This is a genomic window from Bacillus cereus, from assembly GCF_025917685.1.
GTDB lineage: Bacteria > Bacillota > Bacilli > Bacillales > Bacillaceae_G > Bacillus_A > Bacillus_A cereus_AT.
This window is the reverse complement of record NZ_CP089518.1, coordinates 1,348,630-1,366,182: the sequence shown is the minus strand read 5'-3', so window position 1 is coordinate 1,366,182 and position 17,553 is coordinate 1,348,630. Positions and strand designations below refer to the sequence as shown.

Below are 17,553 nucleotides of genomic sequence, written 5' to 3'. Positions count from 1 at the left end.
TTTTATTGTTTCCTAGTTTACTCTCCTTTCTAAATAAATCAAGTGAATTTTTGGAAAATTTATAATTTTTAATCGTACGTACATCTTTGATTATATTGATTTAACAGCATTGTTAACGTTTACAAAAAGTCAAAAAATTTTTTTCGCCAATTTCCACTAAAAAAAATATTTGTTTAAAAGAAGGATTTTTGTCAATTGATACGAATCTATTGTATTCAATAAACGGACGTCCGTTTTTATAAATTCGGGAATATACAACGACTTTTGCTGAAAAAGGGGGAAAATAATAAAAATAACGCTGTCTAAAAATAACATTCATATTTTTCATTTCGTAATCATAATCCTATTTTTAAAAAACAATTTGTCAAAATGAAGGAGGAAATCAATATGGCGTGTGTACAAATTAAAGGAACGAGACAAGAGGTAGTAGAAATGCTTCAACTATTTGATCTAATGGATACGAAAGGTTTTTGTAAATTCGATAATTATGTAGAGGTAGAACCAAATAATAAAGAACATAATAATTTTATTGCTTCAATCGACATTCATTCAAATACTTCTTCCGCCCAAGATACTTTAAACGATCAATTCGTAAGTCAAATGCTTACTGGTGTATATAACGACTAAACAAATATTCTCTTCCTACCATCTTTTCATAAATATATAGTAAAAACTTGAGCATACTAACGACTAGATGGTAGGAGGTGAGAATTATGGCTAGAATTGGCGTTGAAAACTCGTTAACAGATGTTCAACAAGCTCTTCAGCAACATGGACATGAAGTCGTTACACTTAACTCAGAACACGATGCACAGGGGTGCGATTGTTGTGTTGTAACTGGGCAAGATTCTAATATGATGGGTATTGCAGATACATCAATAAAAGGATCGGTAATTACAGCTCATGGTTTAACAACAGATGAAATTTGTCAGCAGGTTGAAAGTCGCATTTAAATTTTTACAAATCACAATACACAAAAGAAAGAGGGCTCCTTTTCAAAAGGAGCCCTCTTTTTTATATTCACCTAACGGGAAAGTAACATATACTGGATGAAAGCCCTACCTCTCTCTCATCATTACGGTTCCACTGACCGCTCCTTGATTCACTAGTATACATATAAAGCTTACATATACAATTTATAGGGTTTGTTCACAAAAGTTGTTGGTAAGACTACCCGATCTTTCGCAAACTTTTCGTATTATATTCATAAGATTTATTTACTTTACACTAGCTTTAACCGAGACACGAATTAAAATTATAACACCAATATAATAACTTGTCAACATTTTTTACAAATTAAAAACAGACATTAACGGTTTGTCTGTTTTAGAATGGAGCTTTTTCTTTTATTACATATACAACAAAACCGCTTACTAACATAAATAAGCCAACTACTAAGTTTTTGATATTAATCATAAATTCCTCTCCCTTATTCCACACATCATATATATTTACAGTTCAATTATTCCGATCATCCTAAAGCGCACTTTTTCTAATATATCATAATTCCTAAAAAATGCAAGTTCACTTGTGGCGACCATTTACAAATTTATCTACAGTGCTTGGTACAGTATTTAGAGCTTTTTCAATTAAATGTGTACTACTATTGAGATGCAATACTTGCACACCGTTAGAACCAACTACTAAAAAAGCAACTGGGCTAATAGAAACCCCAGCCCCGCTTCCGCCTCCGAATGGATGACTTTGCTTGTTCTCTTTATGCTGCCCTTGTCCGCCATTATGTTTTTCAGAAATAAAATCCCCTTTAAAGTCACTTCCACCAGCTCCAAAACCGAAAGCCACTTGAGACACTGTTAATACTACATTTCCGTCAGCTGTTGAAACTGGACTTCCAACAATCGTATTTACATCTACCATCTCTTTTAAATTTGTCATTGCTGTTTTCATTAAATTTTCAATTGGATGTTCCATTATGTATTGCACCCTTTCCTCATTATTCTTTTTTATACTTTCCAAAATAGAGGAAGTCATACTTAGTTTTCCTATTTTGAAAAAACATTTTTACTTTCCAATTGGATATTACTCCCTGTATAGGCTCGGATAAAGTGAAACTTTAATTAGTGGGGGTTTTGTTCATCCCCCACTAATTATTAGCCCTCACCAATCGGGCGTTTACGGGCAGCCCGACTCCCACCTAACTTCTTCGCTCCATCCGAATTTTGAGGCGGGAGTCTTACTGCTCGCAAATAGTGGGATAAAAACAGTAAAGAGAAACATACTATTATTGAACCTTGTTATGAAAGGAGTCCTTACTTTGACTGAGAAATTTGATGAATATAAGAAAAGAGATCGAATAGATAGTGATTATAGTGACTATAAAGAAGAATACGCAGCTGAAGTTGCACCACAGCGTATTGATTATGATGATAAAGATAACGATGATGTAAGATCGTCTGCAGCTGGATCGACTGCTGGTTTTATTGCTCTTGCTTTAGCAATATTATCGCTATTTACATTCCCAACACTGTTTGGTCTTGTGTCTGTTTTACTCGGTATTTACGCATATAATCGTGGGGCTACTGTAACTGGCGGTATCGCTGCCATTGTAGGTGGTATCGCTGCACTCATTGCGATTTTATTCCGAGTGGCGCTTATTGGGTTATTGTTCTCTCTTTTTTAAAATGAAAAAGGTATCTCGCTTTATGCGGGATACCTTATCCTGTAAATACATCTTCTGATGGATATTTAATTTTTTGTTTCGCTGGTCGTGCCAAAGAGAAAACAAGTGTTAACGGTCCGATTAATCCACAAAACATAACAAACATAATAATACATTTTCCAAACGCCGATAGCTTCGCAGTAATCCCCATTGTTAACCCTACTGTGCCAAACGCTGAAATTGTCTCAAATAATAACTGAATAAAACTGAAGTCTTCTGTAAGCATTAATACAAATACCGCTGTGAAAATAAGTATTTGACTAGCAACGACAATCGCTAACGCTCTCGTTACTGTCGACATTTTAATCGTACGATGAAATAAAATAAAATCCTCTTTCTTTCTAAAGAAAGAAAGAACTGATGTAATTAAAATAACGAATGTCGTTAACTTAATTCCACCACCTGTCGATACACTTCCTGCACCAATAAACATTAGTATCATCGTAAATAATATCGATGACTCTTCCATTCCGCCATAATCTATCGTGTTAAAACCGGCTGTACGAGGTGTAATTCCTTGGAAGAACGAAGCCCATAACTTTTCATTTAAAGGTAGTTGTCCCAAAGTCTTCACATTATTATATTCCAATACAAAAATCACAATCATCGCAATAATGTTAAGTGCTATCGTTCCAACAATCATGATTTTGGAGTGAAGCGATAATTTTCGGAAGCTGCGGCTATACCATATATCAATTAATACCGTAAACCCTAGCCCTCCTATTACAATTAAAGAACAAATCCCAATATTAATAATAGGATCTCCTACATATCTTGTTAAATTATCTGACCAAAGCGCAAAACCGGCATTATTATATGACGCAATAACGTGAAAAATACTATAGTATAAACCTTTTCCAAATCCAAACTCTGGAATAAAGCGAATCGATAAAAAGATAACTCCAATTAGCTCGATACAAATAGAAAAAATAAAAACTCGTTTCACTAATTTCACAAGACCACCAATATTTGTTTGATTAAATGCTTCTCCAATTAATAATCGGTGACGTAAACCAATTTTTTTACCTAATACCCAAACAATTAAAATGGCTATCGTCATAAGACCGAGACCACCTGTTTGAATTAAAAACATAATAACTATTTCACCAAACATCGTAAATGTACTTGCAGTATCTACAACGCCTAAACCCGTTACAGTCGCTGCCGACGTAGCTGTGAAGAAAGCATCTACCCAACTAATATGTACTTTCGTTGCAAACGGTAACTTTAATAACAATCCTCCGACCACAATTAAACAAAAAAAGCCTAATGCTAAAATTTGTGGTGGATTTAATCGTATAAAACGATTATACAACCCTTGTTTTTTTGCTACTTCCATATCACTAACTCCCTTTATCAAGTGAAGCTTTTATCCCCTCATAAATAAAGACTCTTTAAGAGCCTACAAGTAGCGGGATAACCCTTATATTCTCATAATATAGTTGAGCATAATCCTTTTTTTCATAGATTTCAACTTTTATTTATATTCAGATTCCTATCATTTTACAAAAGAATATTTTCTATTATATCTCCACTTATACTATAACTCTTACATCAACAACTATTTTACCCCTTTTTCAAATTCCCATATCTTTCACGCCAAGTTCACACGAGGGTCACATATACCTTTTATAGTATACGTATCGGAGCTGTTCCTCCCTAATTTATAAGACATTCCCCAGTGTCTTGAACAGCTTTCCATCCCTAATTAAATTGACATAAATTGTCCCCTTCCCTAGGCCATCATGTGATGGTCTTATTTTTTTTACTCTCTCTTTCTTCTTACTTAAAACTCCCTCTTTCTTTCACTCTATGTTCACATCTAGGTCACATCTATCTTTTATAGTATATGTATCGAAGCTGTTCCTCCCTAATTTATAAGACATTCCCCAGTGTCTTGAACAGCTTTCCATCCCTAATTAAATTGACATAAATTGTCCCCTTCCCTAGGCCATCATGTGATGGTCTTATTTTTTTACTCTCTCTTTCTTCTTACTTAAAACTCCCTCTCTCTTTCACTCTATGTTCACATCTAGGTCACATCTATCTTTTATAGTATATGTATCGAAGCTGTTCCTCCCTAATTTATAAGACATTCCCCAGTGTCTTTGAATAGCTTCCATCCCTAATTAAATTGACATAAATTGTCCCCTTCCCTTGACCATCCTATGATGGTCTTATTTTTTATTCTCTCTACCTTCTTACTTAAAACTCCCTTTCCCTTTCACTCTATGTACACATCAAAGTCACATATATCTTTTATAGTATATATATCGAAGCTGTTCCTCCCTAATTTATAAGACATTCCCCAGTGTCTTGAATAGCTTCCATCCCTAATTAAATTGACATAAATTGTCCCCTTCCCTAGGCCATCATGTGATGGCCTATTTTGTTTTCCACATACATAATTTAACTCTCTTCGCTTATCTCAACAAAATCGGCCTATCTATATTCAAATAGATATTTCCGCGCAAAATATTCAGAAAATATTGTCAAAATAGGTATTTTTTCGGTACAATTAATTTAGAAAGCAATTCCACAAAAACAAGGGGGATTTTATTGAAACAAACAAAAGCAATCTTAATTGCATTATTTCTCGGTCTAGTTGTTGGACTCACTTTAAATTTAGCTGCTCCATCCATTTTTGAGCCATTAAATCAATATGTGTTCAATCCACTTGGTCAATTGTTTATTCGCCTCATTAAAATGCTAGTTGTTCCTGTTGTATTCATTTCTATCGTACTTGGGGCTGCCGGTCTTGGAGATCCGAAACAGCTTGGAAGAATCGGCTTAAAATCAATTTCATTCTTTCTCGTAACAACAGCAGTTGCCATCTCCATTGCGGTTACATTCGCATTTATTATAAAACCAGGGGCTGGCGGTAACTTTAAAACAGAAGGGCTTAAGTATGAAGGTGCAAAAACTGAGACATCTTTCGTTGATACATTGCTGAATATTGTACCAGATAATCCAGCAAAGGCGATGGCTGATGGAAACATGTTACAAATTATTGCCTTTGCCGTATTGATCGGACTCGGTATAGCTATTTTAGGAAAACGAGTCCAAGGTATCCATTCATTACTTGAACAGGGCAACGAATTAATGATGTATCTTGTTAATCTCGTTATGAAATTAGCTCCCATCGGAACATTTGGATTGCTCGCTTCATCCGTTGGTAAAATGGGTCTTGCAGGCGTCGCTGCGATGTTCAAGTATATGATTGTCGTTATGTTGGTACTCATTATTCACGGTGTCTTCGTATACGGCGGCTTATTAAAGGTATTGGCAAAAGAAAGTATTATTCGTTTCTTTAAACATTTTGGACCGGTAATGGCAATTGGGTTTAGTACATCTAGCTCTAATGCATCTCTTCCATTTGCAATGAAAACTGCACAAGAAAAACTTGGAGTTCCAAAAGCGATAAGCTCTTTTGTACAACCACTAGGTGCAACGATTAATATGGATGGTACTGCCATTATGCAGGGTGTCGCGACTGTATTTATCGCTCAAGTATACGGGGTTGAACTTACATTACCGCAATTAGCTATGGTCGTATTAACTGCAGTACTCGCTAGTATCGGTACTGCAGGTGTACCAGGTGTTGGACTAGTAATGCTTACGATGGTTTTAAATCAAGTAAATCTACCAGTAGAAGGTATTGCTTTAATTATTGGTATCGACCGCATTCTTGATATGTCGAGAACAGCTGTAAATATTTCTGGCGATGCAATTTGCGCAATGATTGTTTCAAAATCAGAAGAAAAATATAATACGGATCAATCTGCAGCATCTTAAATCAAAAAAGGAGTGAAATGATTCACTCCTTTTTTGATTTACTTCCTTTTTTCGAACGATATTCTTTTCCTTTGTTATCATTTCCAGTCTCAAATTCAGCACTAAACTCTTGCTGAAATCGCCCTGATTTCGGTGAGCCTTGATTTCCGCTCCCTTTACTACCATTTCGATTTGTCATATTTCTGCCCCCTTTCCTTTACTAGTAGTATGTTACATATTTTCTTTTTTATAATCTTTTACATACGAAAGAAGACCTTCCTCATATAAGGAAGGCCTTCTCCTTCACTACGTAAGCGTTTTCTCACTTGTAATGAATTAAATAAGTTTTTTAGAAATTGATATCATTATATTCATTTCTTCTTCTGAAAGTGTAGAGAATCTTTCTTGTAAATATTGTTTTTTTGCACCTTCCATTTTCGCAACTAAATCTTTCCCTTGTTCTGTAATCTCCAAATATACAACTCGGCGATCTGACGTAGAACGTGAACGAGTTACAAAACCTTTATTAATTAATTTTTCTGTGACAGCTGTAATATGACTATTCGACACATTTAACTCATTCGCTACACGTGATACCATTTCTTTATTCGTACGATTCAATATTCTAAGGACGATGAACTCATTCCACGGTATGTAACCACCAAATATTTTTCCGATATCATTACGCAACGTGCGGAACATAGCAAAAACATTTGTCGATAGTTCTTCCATTAATTGCTCTCGATTTTGAGACAACTTTGACAGCCCCTTTTATTTCATTTAGTTAAATAAAAACCTTATTAATAATTTTACATGAAATCTTACTTTTTGTCACCTTATTTTCCCATAATCCGTAGTTTTTTAACAGATATTTCATGGTACAATGAAATTGATTTTCCAGAAAAAGGAGTTGGGATAATGAGTGAAGAAGACAAAATTTCTAATCTCAGTCTAATAGATAAGACTATTATTATTAGTGTTGTTATTCTTATTCTCACTATATTCTTTGCATTTATATTCTTTGTATATGTAGGAATCTTTCAAATTACAGGTATAGAATATTCATCAAGAACAGCTCTCCTACTCTTTTTTTTACTTATTCTTTTATTAGATGGTATTACATATTTTATATTCATTTTCTTTAAAGTACTCCTACATCCAATGATGACAAGTATGCCCAATTCGCTCTCAATTGCTCTTCTCTCCATTATTGAAATTACACTAGATTGGTTCGTCATTCATACTGCTGACGACTGGATAGAGAGCATACAAATGTCAAATACAGCTGAACTATGTGTCGCACTATTTCTTTTCACACTAAATAAATTATTAAGCGATAAGAAAGAGTAAGAATACAAGCTTTTCTATATAAAAATTGGTACAATGAAAGCAAATCATACTAAAGAGGTGTTACTTATGAACTTACAGCAATGGGCTGATAAAGGCATGTCCTTTGATACATATGTGAATGAAATGAAAGTAAATCAATACGAGCTATTGCACATTTACAATAACTTTTTAATTCCAAATGAATTACTTCCTGTATTAGAAGAACGTCAAAATGATGGCTGGCGTGTTATCGTATTAACAGCTGATTGGTGTGGTGACGCTCTTTTATGCGTACCTGTTATGAAACGAATTTCTGAAGTTGCAAATATTGAGATGTCATTATTAATTCGCGATGAAAACTTAGAATTAATGGATCAATATTTAACAAACGGGACGGCACGTGCGATTCCAATCTTTATTTTCATTGATAAAGATGGAAATGAACAAGCCGTCTTTGGACCACGTGCTCCAAAAGTACAAGAGTTAGTAACTTCAATGCGCGCTACATTGCCTGAAAAAGAAGATCCAACATTCGAAGAGAAACAAAAAGAAATGTACGCTAATTTCCGTGCTACCTTAGCTGATGATACTTCTCTTTGGGAACATGTAATGGAAAGCATGATTGAAAAAGTAGTAAAATAAAAAGCATGCCGAATTCGGCATGCTTTTTATTTTACAAAATTACAATCCTTTTTTCTGAGAATATACAGCATCTACGCACTCTGCTAAACGTTCCATTTCACCCATGTATATTCCACGTGTCATCCATCCGGTCAACTTGTACATAATCTTATATAAAAAATTCTTCGGTTCAAATTCTACGATTAAAGTAAGCGATGTACCTTCTTCATCCTCTTCTAACATATAAGTTACGGCAGTATAACCTTGCTTCATTTCACATCCAATTGATACGATATAAGGTGCTTCACACTCTAAAATTTCCGCCTCAAACTCATATATTTTCTTACCCATCTTTTGCACAGATACATATTTATCACCTTCACGGGGATTGTTTATATCTACATTTGGAGGATACCTATTTTCTACCATAAAGGTACTCCATTCCATTATTTTCTCATCATTATTTACATAATCAAACACAACATCAATTGGTGCTGGAATTACTATTTCTATTGCAAAGCTCACTAAACTGCTCCTCTCAAATACCCTATAAATTTTATTTATATTAATATAACAAAATCATTATGTCATATTTTACATAGTGAAATACAAGTAAATGAGAGCAAAAATTTTATTTTCTCCTGCTATAAAAGAAATACCCTATAGAATAGACCTTCTTCAAGCGTCTAATCTATAGGGTATTTCCGATAATTTATTCTTACATAAGGAAGAAATAGAATACCGCTGCTAAAATGAAACGATAATAAGCGAACGGTGTTAGTTTTACACGAGCTAATAATTTTAAGAATGAAACGATTGCAAGCATCGCAACAACAAATGCTGTAATAAATCCAGTTGCAAATAATGGTATATCAGCCGTGCTTAAAATATCCCAGCTTTTAATTAAATCTAATCCACTTGCAGCTACCATCATTGGCACTGCTAAAATAAACGTATATTCCGCTGCCGCTGTATGTGAAACACGAGCTAGCAAACCACCACTTATTGTAGATCCAGAACGAGAAAATCCTGGCCAAAGTGCTAAACATTGGAACATCCCGATTGTAAATGCTTGCTTATATGTGATTTCATCTAACGTTCTCGCTGTACTTGGTTTTGAAAACTTCTCAGCAACAATCATTAAAATACCACCAGCTACTAAACTAATAACAACCGGTCCTGGACCGAATAAAACTTCTTTAATTGCACTATGGAATAATACACCAAGAATTCCGGCAGGAATCATCCCGATAATAATATGTAATAAATTTAACGATGGTCCATCTGTTACTTTCCCTATTCCGACTAATGACCATAAACGCTTCCAAAATATAACAACAACTGCTAAAATCGATCCCAATTGGATAACAACTTCGAAAACTTTCGCTCTCTCATCGTCAAATCCAAGTAAATGACCTGTTAAAATCATATGTCCTGTTGATGAAACTGGTAAAAACTCTGTTAAACCTTCAACAGCACCCATAATTATTCCAATTAACCAATCAGCCACAAGTAGTGCCTCCTTAATAACGAATATGTAATTTTTTCACACCTTATCATAATACCTTATCCCTTTTCAAAGTGCATCCTTTTTATTGATTTCATTTGTTGTATACGCGTATTTCTTTTCTATTTTTTGATTAAATTGTATGATAATAAGAGTTTGTTTTTTACGTTGAAAGGGGATTTTATGAAAGAAACTACTTCATTCTCACAAAAGTTAAAGCAATTTGTCTTACTCTTTTTCCCGATTTTTGTAACGCAAATGTCATTATTTGCGATGAGCTTTTTTGATACGACGATGTCAGGACATGCAAGTCCTACTGATTTAGCAGGTGTCGCTATCGGAACGAGTATATGGCTTCCAGTTAGTACGGGATTAACAGGAATTTTAATGGCTACTACTCCTATTGTTGCACAACTGATTGGATCAAAGAAAAAAGAGGATGTTCCCCACGTTGTTATACAAGCAGTTTATTTAGCAATTTGTGCTAGTTTCGTTGTCATCTTTATCGGTTTCTTCGTTGTTTCACCTATTTTAAACGGCATGCACTTAGAAGAACCTGTAGAACGTATTGCTGCACAATTTTTAAGTATTATCGCAATTGGAATTATCCCTTTATTTACTTACACTGTTTTACGTGGATTTATTGATGCATTAGGAAAAACTCGAACAACGATGATTATTACATTGCTATCATTACCAATTAACGTCGTATTAAATTACTTATTAATTTTTGGGAACTTCGGTTTCCCTAAACTCGGCGGTGTCGGTGCGGCAATCGCTTCTACAGCAACATATTGGTGCATTTTAATTATTACAGTCATTATTATTCGGACGAAAGAGCCTTTCGCATCATTTAATATCTTTAAACAGTTATACCGCCCTTCTCTTGCAAGTTGGAAAACATTTTTAAAACTTGGCGTCCCTATCGGATTTGCTATCTTTTTTGAAACGAGTATTTTCGCTGCAGTAACACTTATGATGAGTAATTTTAGTACAACAACTATTGCAGCACATCAAGCAGCTATGAACTTTGCTTCCTTGTTATATATGACTCCGCTCAGTTTAGCAATGGCAATGACGATTGCAGTTGGATTTGAAGTTGGTGCAAAACGATACAATAATGCAAAACACTATGGATTTATCGGGATTGGGTTAGCCCTTGCATTCGCTCTTTTGTATTCGATTTTTCTTTATTTCTTTGATGATGCAATTGCTTCTATTTATACGACAGATGCAAAAGTTCATCATTTAGCAAAAGAATTTCTTATATTCGCGATTTTATTTCAAATTTCAGATGCGATTGCAACTCCAGTACAAGGAGCGTTGCGTGGTTATAAAGACGTAAATGTTGCCTTAATTATGACATTGATCGCTTATTGGGTGATAGGCCTACCTCTTGGTTACATATTAGCAACTTATACTGACTGGGCCGCAAAAGGTTATTGGATCGGTCTTATTATCGGTCTGGCATTTGGTGCAAGCTTCCTACTTATCCGTCTCTTTCAAGTACAAAGAAAATATACAACACAAAACAGCCGCTAATGTTATAGCGGCTGTTTTCTTCATGCATATTTTTTCTTGTAACGTGTAACATAATGAAAAAGAAAGGTGGGTACATATGGACGAAAAACAAAAGAAACAATCATTCGATGAAGAATTCGCACCTGAAATTTCACCTGGATACAGGCAAGATGTACATAAGCCACCTAAATATAAAAACACCTCTTTTTTAATGGGCATTACCATTTTCGCAGCTGTATTACTCGTACTCATTATTTTCGTCTATTTTTAATGAAAGGTGGCTTATTATATGAAGAAACAAGAATCTGATCGTTCAAAAAGAACTGTTAAAACAGAAAAAGGATATGCAGGAGATTCTGTTCATACACTAAAACAAGTGGAGCAAGGAAACTTATACATTGCTCAAAAAGAACTTGGGCAACAAAATGAAAATCTTTAAGACCCCTCTGCTCTTTGAAGTGAGCCCGAATAGTAGTACATAAAAAACACCTCTGTTTAATTCGCATACTAAGTATGTAAATTAAACGGAGGTATTTTCGTTTGAAGGGAAGAGTACATTACCCAAAAGAAGTAAAGTGGCAAGTGATTGATTTGATATTAAAAAGACCGCACCATTTTAGTCCTATCTAAAAGGGTGCGGTCCGATTTATTTTCTAGTTAGTCACTTATTAAAAGTAACGCTGTTACGTTGTCTTACAAATTTTCTTCAAAAAGATTTGGTAAAAATTCACTGAACTGACTCATTTCTTCTACATTGTGTTTATATAAACCACTTAGATTAATAAATGGTGGTAATCCTTTCGGGAAAATGAATGTAGAAGTCATTACTGTACCGTTTTCGGATTTTTCGTATTGATGTATTACTTGTGAAATTACATCGTCATTATCATCTAAACATGAACCCATTAAAACATGGCTGTAATGGGTATTTATAGGACAATCTTTAGGATCTTCCCATCTAATTCTTAGCGGGAACTCTAGTCCATCCCCAGCAGATTCGATTGAAGCTGATATGGCTCCTACATGCCCATGCACTTTAGGATCAACTAGCCACTTAAAATCAACATGTTCTTCTGGGTGCCATAGTTTATATCGTTCAGAGTTATCAATATTATCCCACCACCAGTCAATCATTTCTGGTGTTACGTCATTCAATTCATGTTCAACTACTATTGATACTTGGTTTTTCATTTTTGTACCTCCTATTTTTTAACCAACATAGTGTCGGTTATTTATATTTATTATTATAGTTTGTGTATTTCATACGTTCAATAAACAGAAATAGCCGATCTGTTGTATTCTGAACACCTTATGAAAATATGTCTAAAAAAATTTAGGAGGAAAAAATTCACAAATTCATATACTGATTTACGTATAGCTCATACTGATCTATAAAGTGAAACTTTAATCAGTGAGGATTTTGCTCGTCCTCTACTGATTATTAGCCCACATCAATCGGGCGTTTACCGGCAGTAAGGCTCCCACCGAACTTCTCTGCTCCAGCCAAATTTTGAAGTGGGAGTTTTACTGCCCGACAAATAGCGGGATAAAACTACCGCTTTATATGAACAAACCAAAAGCGTTATATATATAGGGAATATTCTGATATCATAAACTGAAATACCCTAATTTTAACTTAGAAATGAGGAACAATTATGGACTCTTACAAACAGTATATAAAAGAAGCTCTGCCTAATCTTTCTATACACTCATATAAACAAAATGAAGAAGGCTGGGATAACATAGCGGCTATAGTAAATGATGAACTACTATTTCGTTTCCCGCGAAAACAAGAATGTGCAAAGCGAATTCCTTTAGAAAAGGAACTATGCAAACTGCTCTCTCATTCGCTACAAGAAATCGAGGTTCCACAGTATTGCCTATTATATAAAAATGATACTGATGCTGTTCCACTTTGTAGTTACTATACTCTCATTCACGGTGAACCGTTAAAAACAGAAATAGTTACGAAGTTAGAGCAAAAAGAACGGACAATAATTATTACACAATTAGCCACTTTCCTTGCGACTTTACATAATATTCCTTTAAAACGTGTTGAAACGCTGGGATTCCCTATCGAAAAAACACTTACCTACTGGACAGAGCTACAAACAAAATTAAATCAATATCTTACTAACAGTTTTACTTCATTACAGAAATCAGCCTTAAATAGTTTATTCGAAAATTTCTTTGCCAATATAGCTAAATCTACCTTTCAAAATACAATCATTCATGCTGACTTTACACATCATCACATTTTATTTAAAAACCAAAGCAAAACCATTTCAGGTGTTATCGATTTTGGAGATGCCCAAATTGGCGATCCCGCTTTTGATTTTGCTGGACTATATTATGATTTCGGTCATGAGTTTACTACATCTGTATATGAACAATACAGTACACTTGTTTCTCACCATGATCCATTACTTATTCACCGCATCACTACCTTTTATCAATACAGCCCTTTATTACATAACTTGATTTATAACGCCGAAGCAAACAACAACGTAACATTAAAGAAGAATGAAGAACAGCTTAAAACAATACTACAGGGGCGAGATTAAATTCTCTCCCTATATTCTCTCTCCTCATACATCATTAACTTTTTATCCATTTCAACAATGACTTTATACAATTGAAATGCCTGTAAAATTTGCAGTTGAATTCCAAAAGGAGCATTTTGTTCTTTTAACCATTGAAATACTGCTGTTTCATCTCTCATTGATTATTCCTCCTCTTATTAAAATTCTGCTACAAATATACCGTAAATGATGAAAAGCTTTTCATGTCAATAATAAAAAGGATGCAAAATTGCATCCTTTAATGTACGATATTTTTCTTCTGCGATGTTTCCTCTTTTGCCTCTTCCACTTGGCATTCACTACGAAAGGCACAGCTCATGCACTCAGAACGAAAATTGCGCTCTGTGTAGTGCTCAGGTTGTTGCAGCATTTCTTTCATTCTAAATAAATCATCCATTCCAGTTATAATATCTTCTTGTTTTGGAATGTACTCATACTTAGTTCCTTCTATTAAATTAATAACTTCTATTTTTCCTGGAAGAATGCCGAAAGCTTTATAACTAAACACAGTCATTAGCTTCTGACAAAGAGCAAGCATTTCTTCATTCGCGTCGACAACATACTTTTTAATTACAAATGATTGTTTGCCCCACTCACCAACTTCAAATGTCAATGAAATATGAACACCTAACTCTTCCATATATGTTTGAAACTTCTCATATAAAAATAACGGCGGTGCCTGACTCTCATCTCGTTCAACAAACTGTAATAAGTGATCTGTTAACTTCGCTAAAACAATATAGTACTCTGCTTTGGAAGCAAACATATTAACCCTTACTTTTTTCCAATATTTCTCTATTAATATTAAAAGTAAAATTTTCGTTTGTTGGCCCGCTGGTAGTGTGTAATACTCGTTAATAATTTGATTCACAATCATTTGTGCTATTTGTTGTCATTCAAATGAAGATGGTTCTCTTCTTTTTATATGACGGAAATAAAATTTATGTGGACAACGCATAAAATCATATAAATGATAATCTGTCATCGTTTTAATTGAGATTCTCTCATGCAATTGCTCTTCATCTCCCTTCTGCCATTAAGAAAGGTGTTTTACAAATTCAGCTCCAAACTGTAAACATTTCTCTACATCTTCATCTTCTGGCGTTAATTCTACTTTTAGTCCTTCTAACACAACTGCTGCCCCGCGCTCCTGCAGCTTTTCTATTAAAATATCAACCGCTACACCGTATTTCGGATAAGCCGAGTCACAAGAACCGAATGCTGCTGCTTTTTTACCAGTTAAGTTAATCGCATCCATTGCATCATAAAAATCTAAGAAATCATCAGGAAGGTCACCGTCTCCCCAAGTATAAGCTCCTAAAATAATACCGTCATATTGTTCTAATATAGAAGCTTCTGGTGTATCCATAATATCAATGACTTCAATCTCATTTTCTGTTTCACGAATCGCACCCGCAATATGATCGGCCATTTCCTCTGTATTTCCACTCATACTTGCATAAATCATTATTAACTTACTCAACTGAATCTCTCCCTTTACTATGTATCGCTTTTTCTGTTTGACTTGCATTCTTCTTGTCTACATATTCAGAACGAATTACATTTCGTTGCCACTCAATATGCTTATCGACATCTTTATTTTTATTTTCTAATCCCCTTCGTAAAAGGTGAAATGTTTTTCTCATTAAAGTTCCTCATCTATCTAACTGATAATAATTATCAATTCCATCTACACACTTAGATTAATTGAAATTGATAATCAAAGTCAATAACTATTTTTTAAAAAATAGTTAAAATGTACAAGCTTGTCCGTTAGCTATTCATATACTATAAATGAGCATAGTTCTTTCTCAGCCCTCTCTGACGGAAAGAAATAGAAGCAACTGCGATAGAGCGCAGTTGCCTTTTTTTATTCTTTATACGTTTCTAGTAACCTTATAGTTGTCTCTAAAAATAGTTCAACTCCATAAATTAGGGCTGATTCATCCACATCAAATTTCGGATGGTGATGAGGATAACAAGTATTGATACTTTTATTTCCCGTCCCTATTTTAATGAAACAACCAGGTGCTTTTCTTAAATATGCTGAAAAATCTTCTCCTCCCATAGAAGGTTCAAGATGCACAATACACTGATTTCCGAACAATTTCATCGCACTTTCTTCTACTATTTTCGTAATGTACTCATTATTAATAACTGGATCATATCCGTAACGATACGTATATGTATAATCCCCTCCATGAGCTTCTGTAATTCCTTTCACAATTTGCTCAACTTTCTCTTTTGCTTCCTCTCTTAATGTTTGATTAAAAGATCGAACAGTTCCCATTAAAGTTGCTCCATTTGGAATAATATTATCCGCCATTCCCCCATGAAATTGTGTAACTGAAACTACCCTTTGCATAAAAGCACTTGTATTTCTTGATACGATATGTTGTAAGTTTGTAACAATTTGTGCTCCAATAGCAATAGGATCTACCGTTTCTTCCGGCCGCGCCGCATGCCCTCCTTTTCCGTTAATTTCAACTGTAAACACGTCTGGTGCTGCCATCATCGGCCCATACACAATTCCAATCTTTCCGCTTTCCAATCCAGACATAACATGTAAACCTATTACATAATCAACACCATCCATAACACCTGCCTCAACCATTTCTTGTCCACCGCCAGGATATACTTCTTCTGCATGCTGAAAAAACAGACGAACTTCGCCTACAAACTCTTCCTTTATATTTGCTATCGTCTCTGCAACACTTAACAAAATAGCAGCATGTGCATCATGCCCACATGCGTGCATGATACCTTTATTGACCGATGCATAGGACTTTAGTGTCTCTTCTTGAATTGGTAATGCGTCTATATCCGCTCGAATAGCAACTACTTTTCCTTTTTGCACACTCCTTTTAATTGCTAGTACACTATACTTAGTCGGTCTTGTTACTTCAAAATAAGAAAATGAACATAATGTATCATATATAAATTGCGAAGTTTCTTTTTCATGAAATGATAATTCTGGATATTTATGAAAATGCCGTCTCCATTTAATAATGTTTTCTTCTGAAATCAGATCCTTCCACACGCTCTTCATCAGAAATTCCTCCTTTTAAGAAACTTTAGCAATTCATAAATTAACTATGAAAAATTCAAAGATACAAACAAATATTGCATTTCTATACATTCTCCCAGGCCACTTTTATACATTCACACAATCTACTTTCTATTTACATGTCAAACCCATTACAAATTCATGCTGAATGTAATATAATTGCTAAGTTAGGGATTTTCTTTTTTAGTATTTAGTGCTAATATCAAAAAAGAGCCTTTTGTCTTATTTTTACCTAAAATGTGGAATTTTGTTTTTTTCACAATAATGTAGGACATGATACCTACAAAGAGCTATTATTTCATTAAGAGAGGGAAAGACATGGAAAGATTAAAAGAGATATGGTCTCGACCACTCACACAATGGGTTGCAAAGACGGTTTATTACCTTGCAATTTTATTTGCATTACTTTGGTTGTATGGATTCCATGATACAAACACAAGTACATTTATTTACAATGAATTCTAGGGTGGGA

The 17,553-nt window shown here is 34.5% G+C and carries 24 protein-coding genes and 1 pseudogene; 11 read left to right on the top strand and 14 right to left on the bottom strand.

The annotated features are described in order from the left end of the window. Nucleotides 1-112: 112 nt before the first annotated feature. Nucleotides 113-328 (bottom strand): hypothetical protein, encoded by a 216-nt coding sequence (locus LUS72_RS27235; RefSeq protein ID WP_044739212.1) that lies wholly within the window; start codon nucleotides 326-328, stop codon nucleotides 113-115. Between the two features lie 59 nt (nucleotides 329-387). Here LUS72_RS27235 and LUS72_RS07050 point away from each other — a divergent pair, with 59 nt between their 5' ends. Together LUS72_RS07050 and LUS72_RS07045 are read left to right on the top strand one after the other, a co-directional pair. Then, the gene (locus LUS72_RS07050) at nucleotides 388-627 is read left to right on the top strand and encodes a DUF3911 family protein (RefSeq protein WP_000752504.1); all 240 of its coding nucleotides are present in this window, start codon (nucleotides 388-390) and stop codon (nucleotides 625-627) included. 86 nt (nucleotides 628-713) lie between these two features. Then, the gene (locus LUS72_RS07045; protein WP_002149532.1) at nucleotides 714-953 is read left to right on the top strand and encodes a YkuS family protein; all 240 of its coding nucleotides are present in this window, start codon (nucleotides 714-716) and stop codon (nucleotides 951-953) included. 373 nt (nucleotides 954-1,326) lie between these two features. On the opposite strand, the gene LUS72_RS07040 is transcribed toward LUS72_RS07045, so the two are convergent. Both LUS72_RS07040 and ytfJ read right to left on the bottom strand, forming a co-directional pair. Further along, the gene (locus LUS72_RS07040; protein ID WP_000608227.1) at nucleotides 1,327-1,416 is read right to left on the bottom strand and encodes a hypothetical protein; all 90 of its coding nucleotides are present in this window, start codon (nucleotides 1,414-1,416) and stop codon (nucleotides 1,327-1,329) included. A 108-nt stretch (nucleotides 1,417-1,524) separates the two neighbouring features. Then, on the bottom strand, nucleotides 1,525-1,992 hold the full coding sequence (gene ytfJ / locus LUS72_RS07035) for a GerW family sporulation protein (RefSeq protein WP_097831804.1): 468 nt from the start codon (nucleotides 1,990-1,992) through the stop codon (nucleotides 1,525-1,527). A gap of 283 nt (nucleotides 1,993-2,275) precedes the next feature. Between ytfJ and LUS72_RS07030 the strand changes: the two genes are divergently transcribed. Continuing rightward, nucleotides 2,276-2,641, top strand: a complete 366-nt coding sequence (locus LUS72_RS07030; protein ID WP_000136552.1) for a hypothetical protein — start codon at nucleotides 2,276-2,278, stop codon at nucleotides 2,639-2,641. A gap of 34 nt (nucleotides 2,642-2,675) precedes the next feature. Here the strand turns inward: LUS72_RS07030 and LUS72_RS07025 are convergent, their stop codons facing one another. Then, a complete protein-coding gene (locus tag LUS72_RS07025; RefSeq protein ID WP_098361684.1) occupies nucleotides 2,676-4,019 on the bottom strand; it encodes a TrkH family potassium uptake protein in 1,344 nt (447 codons plus the stop codon). Nucleotides 4,020-5,239: 1,220 nt separating this feature from the next. Between LUS72_RS07025 and LUS72_RS07020 the strand changes: the two genes are divergently transcribed. Then, entirely contained in the window at nucleotides 5,240-6,475 is a 1,236-nt protein-coding gene (locus tag LUS72_RS07020) for a dicarboxylate/amino acid:cation symporter (RefSeq protein ID WP_264448727.1), read from the top strand. A gap of 22 nt (nucleotides 6,476-6,497) precedes the next feature. Here LUS72_RS07020 and LUS72_RS07015 read toward each other — a convergent pair whose 3' ends face one another. Both LUS72_RS07015 and LUS72_RS07010 read right to left on the bottom strand, forming a co-directional pair. Next, nucleotides 6,498-6,653 carry an imidazoleglycerol-phosphate dehydratase gene (locus tag LUS72_RS07015; RefSeq protein ID WP_264448726.1) on the bottom strand — a complete coding sequence of 52 codons (156 nt, stop codon included), beginning with the start codon at nucleotides 6,651-6,653 and terminating at the stop codon, nucleotides 6,498-6,500. A 137-nt stretch (nucleotides 6,654-6,790) separates the two neighbouring features. Further along, nucleotides 6,791-7,210, bottom strand: coding sequence for a MarR family winged helix-turn-helix transcriptional regulator (locus LUS72_RS07010; protein WP_000081439.1), 420 nt, complete (start codon nucleotides 7,208-7,210; stop codon nucleotides 6,791-6,793). 162 nt (nucleotides 7,211-7,372) lie between these two features. On the opposite strand from LUS72_RS07010, the gene LUS72_RS07005 reads away from it, so the two are divergent. Then, a complete protein-coding gene (locus tag LUS72_RS07005; protein WP_097831807.1) occupies nucleotides 7,373-7,804 on the top strand; it encodes a regulatory YrvL family protein in 432 nt (143 codons plus the stop codon). Nucleotides 7,805-7,837: 33 nt separating this feature from the next. After that, a complete protein-coding gene (locus LUS72_RS07000; RefSeq protein WP_141533333.1) occupies nucleotides 7,838-8,425 on the top strand; it encodes a thioredoxin family protein in 588 nt (195 codons plus the stop codon). 39 nt (nucleotides 8,426-8,464) lie between these two features. Here LUS72_RS07000 and LUS72_RS06995 read toward each other — a convergent pair whose 3' ends face one another. Together LUS72_RS06995 and uppP are read right to left on the bottom strand one after the other, a co-directional pair. Continuing rightward, nucleotides 8,465-8,929, bottom strand: a complete 465-nt coding sequence (locus LUS72_RS06995) for an SRPBCC family protein (protein WP_097831809.1) — start codon at nucleotides 8,927-8,929, stop codon at nucleotides 8,465-8,467. Nucleotides 8,930-9,122: 193 nt separating this feature from the next. Beyond that, nucleotides 9,123-9,914, bottom strand: coding sequence for a bacitracin resistance undecaprenyl-diphosphatase (uppP, locus tag LUS72_RS06990; RefSeq protein WP_071744808.1), 792 nt, complete (start codon nucleotides 9,912-9,914; stop codon nucleotides 9,123-9,125). A 180-nt stretch (nucleotides 9,915-10,094) separates the two neighbouring features. Here uppP and LUS72_RS06985 point away from each other — a divergent pair, with 180 nt between their 5' ends. The 3 genes from LUS72_RS06985 (at nucleotide 10,095) to LUS72_RS06975 (ending at nucleotide 11,871) form a co-directional block, all read left to right on the top strand. Then, nucleotides 10,095-11,453 (top strand): MATE family efflux transporter, encoded by a 1,359-nt coding sequence (locus LUS72_RS06985; RefSeq protein ID WP_097831810.1) that lies wholly within the window; start codon nucleotides 10,095-10,097, stop codon nucleotides 11,451-11,453. A 76-nt stretch (nucleotides 11,454-11,529) separates the two neighbouring features. Further along, nucleotides 11,530-11,703 (top strand): hypothetical protein, encoded by a 174-nt coding sequence (locus tag LUS72_RS06980; protein WP_000343684.1) that lies wholly within the window; start codon nucleotides 11,530-11,532, stop codon nucleotides 11,701-11,703. 18 nt (nucleotides 11,704-11,721) lie between these two features. Beyond that, nucleotides 11,722-11,871, top strand: a complete 150-nt coding sequence (locus LUS72_RS06975) for a hypothetical protein (RefSeq protein ID WP_097831811.1) — start codon at nucleotides 11,722-11,724, stop codon at nucleotides 11,869-11,871. Between the two features lie 254 nt (nucleotides 11,872-12,125). Here the strand turns inward: LUS72_RS06975 and LUS72_RS06970 are convergent, their stop codons facing one another. Beyond that, complete coding sequence (locus tag LUS72_RS06970; RefSeq protein ID WP_097831812.1) at nucleotides 12,126-12,623, bottom strand: DAPG hydrolase family protein; 498 nt, start codon at nucleotides 12,621-12,623, stop codon at nucleotides 12,126-12,128. A gap of 464 nt (nucleotides 12,624-13,087) precedes the next feature. On the opposite strand from LUS72_RS06970, the gene LUS72_RS06965 reads away from it, so the two are divergent. Beyond that, nucleotides 13,088-13,996 (top strand): aminoglycoside phosphotransferase family protein, encoded by a 909-nt coding sequence (locus LUS72_RS06965; RefSeq protein ID WP_264448725.1) that lies wholly within the window; start codon nucleotides 13,088-13,090, stop codon nucleotides 13,994-13,996. On the opposite strand, the gene LUS72_RS06960 is transcribed toward LUS72_RS06965, so the two are convergent. From LUS72_RS06960 to LUS72_RS06940, 5 genes and pseudogenes are all read right to left on the bottom strand, one after another. Further along, nucleotides 13,993-14,154, bottom strand: coding sequence for a hypothetical protein (locus LUS72_RS06960; RefSeq protein ID WP_097831814.1), 162 nt, complete (start codon nucleotides 14,152-14,154; stop codon nucleotides 13,993-13,995). The two genes, LUS72_RS06965 and LUS72_RS06960, sit on opposite strands and share 4 nt — an antisense overlap. Before the next feature lie 98 nt (nucleotides 14,155-14,252). Further along, a pseudogene (locus tag LUS72_RS06955) lies at nucleotides 14,253-15,026 on the bottom strand (hypothetical protein). A gap of 24 nt (nucleotides 15,027-15,050) precedes the next feature. Next, the gene (locus tag LUS72_RS06950; protein WP_097831816.1) at nucleotides 15,051-15,497 is read right to left on the bottom strand and encodes a flavodoxin; all 447 of its coding nucleotides are present in this window, start codon (nucleotides 15,495-15,497) and stop codon (nucleotides 15,051-15,053) included. Further along, nucleotides 15,490-15,660: a hypothetical protein gene (locus LUS72_RS06945; protein ID WP_264448724.1), complete on the bottom strand. Its 171-nt coding sequence runs from the start codon at nucleotides 15,658-15,660 to the stop codon at nucleotides 15,490-15,492. The genes LUS72_RS06950 and LUS72_RS06945 overlap by 8 nt, the downstream gene beginning before the upstream one ends. 224 nt (nucleotides 15,661-15,884) lie before the next feature. Next, on the bottom strand, nucleotides 15,885-17,063 hold the full coding sequence (locus LUS72_RS06940) for an amidohydrolase (protein WP_264448723.1): 1,179 nt from the start codon (nucleotides 17,061-17,063) through the stop codon (nucleotides 15,885-15,887). A 336-nt stretch (nucleotides 17,064-17,399) separates the two neighbouring features. On the opposite strand from LUS72_RS06940, the gene LUS72_RS06935 reads away from it, so the two are divergent. Next, the gene (locus LUS72_RS06935; protein WP_000440293.1) at nucleotides 17,400-17,546 is read left to right on the top strand and encodes a teichoic acid D-Ala incorporation-associated protein DltX; all 147 of its coding nucleotides are present in this window, start codon (nucleotides 17,400-17,402) and stop codon (nucleotides 17,544-17,546) included. Nucleotides 17,547-17,553: the final 7 nt, after the last annotated feature.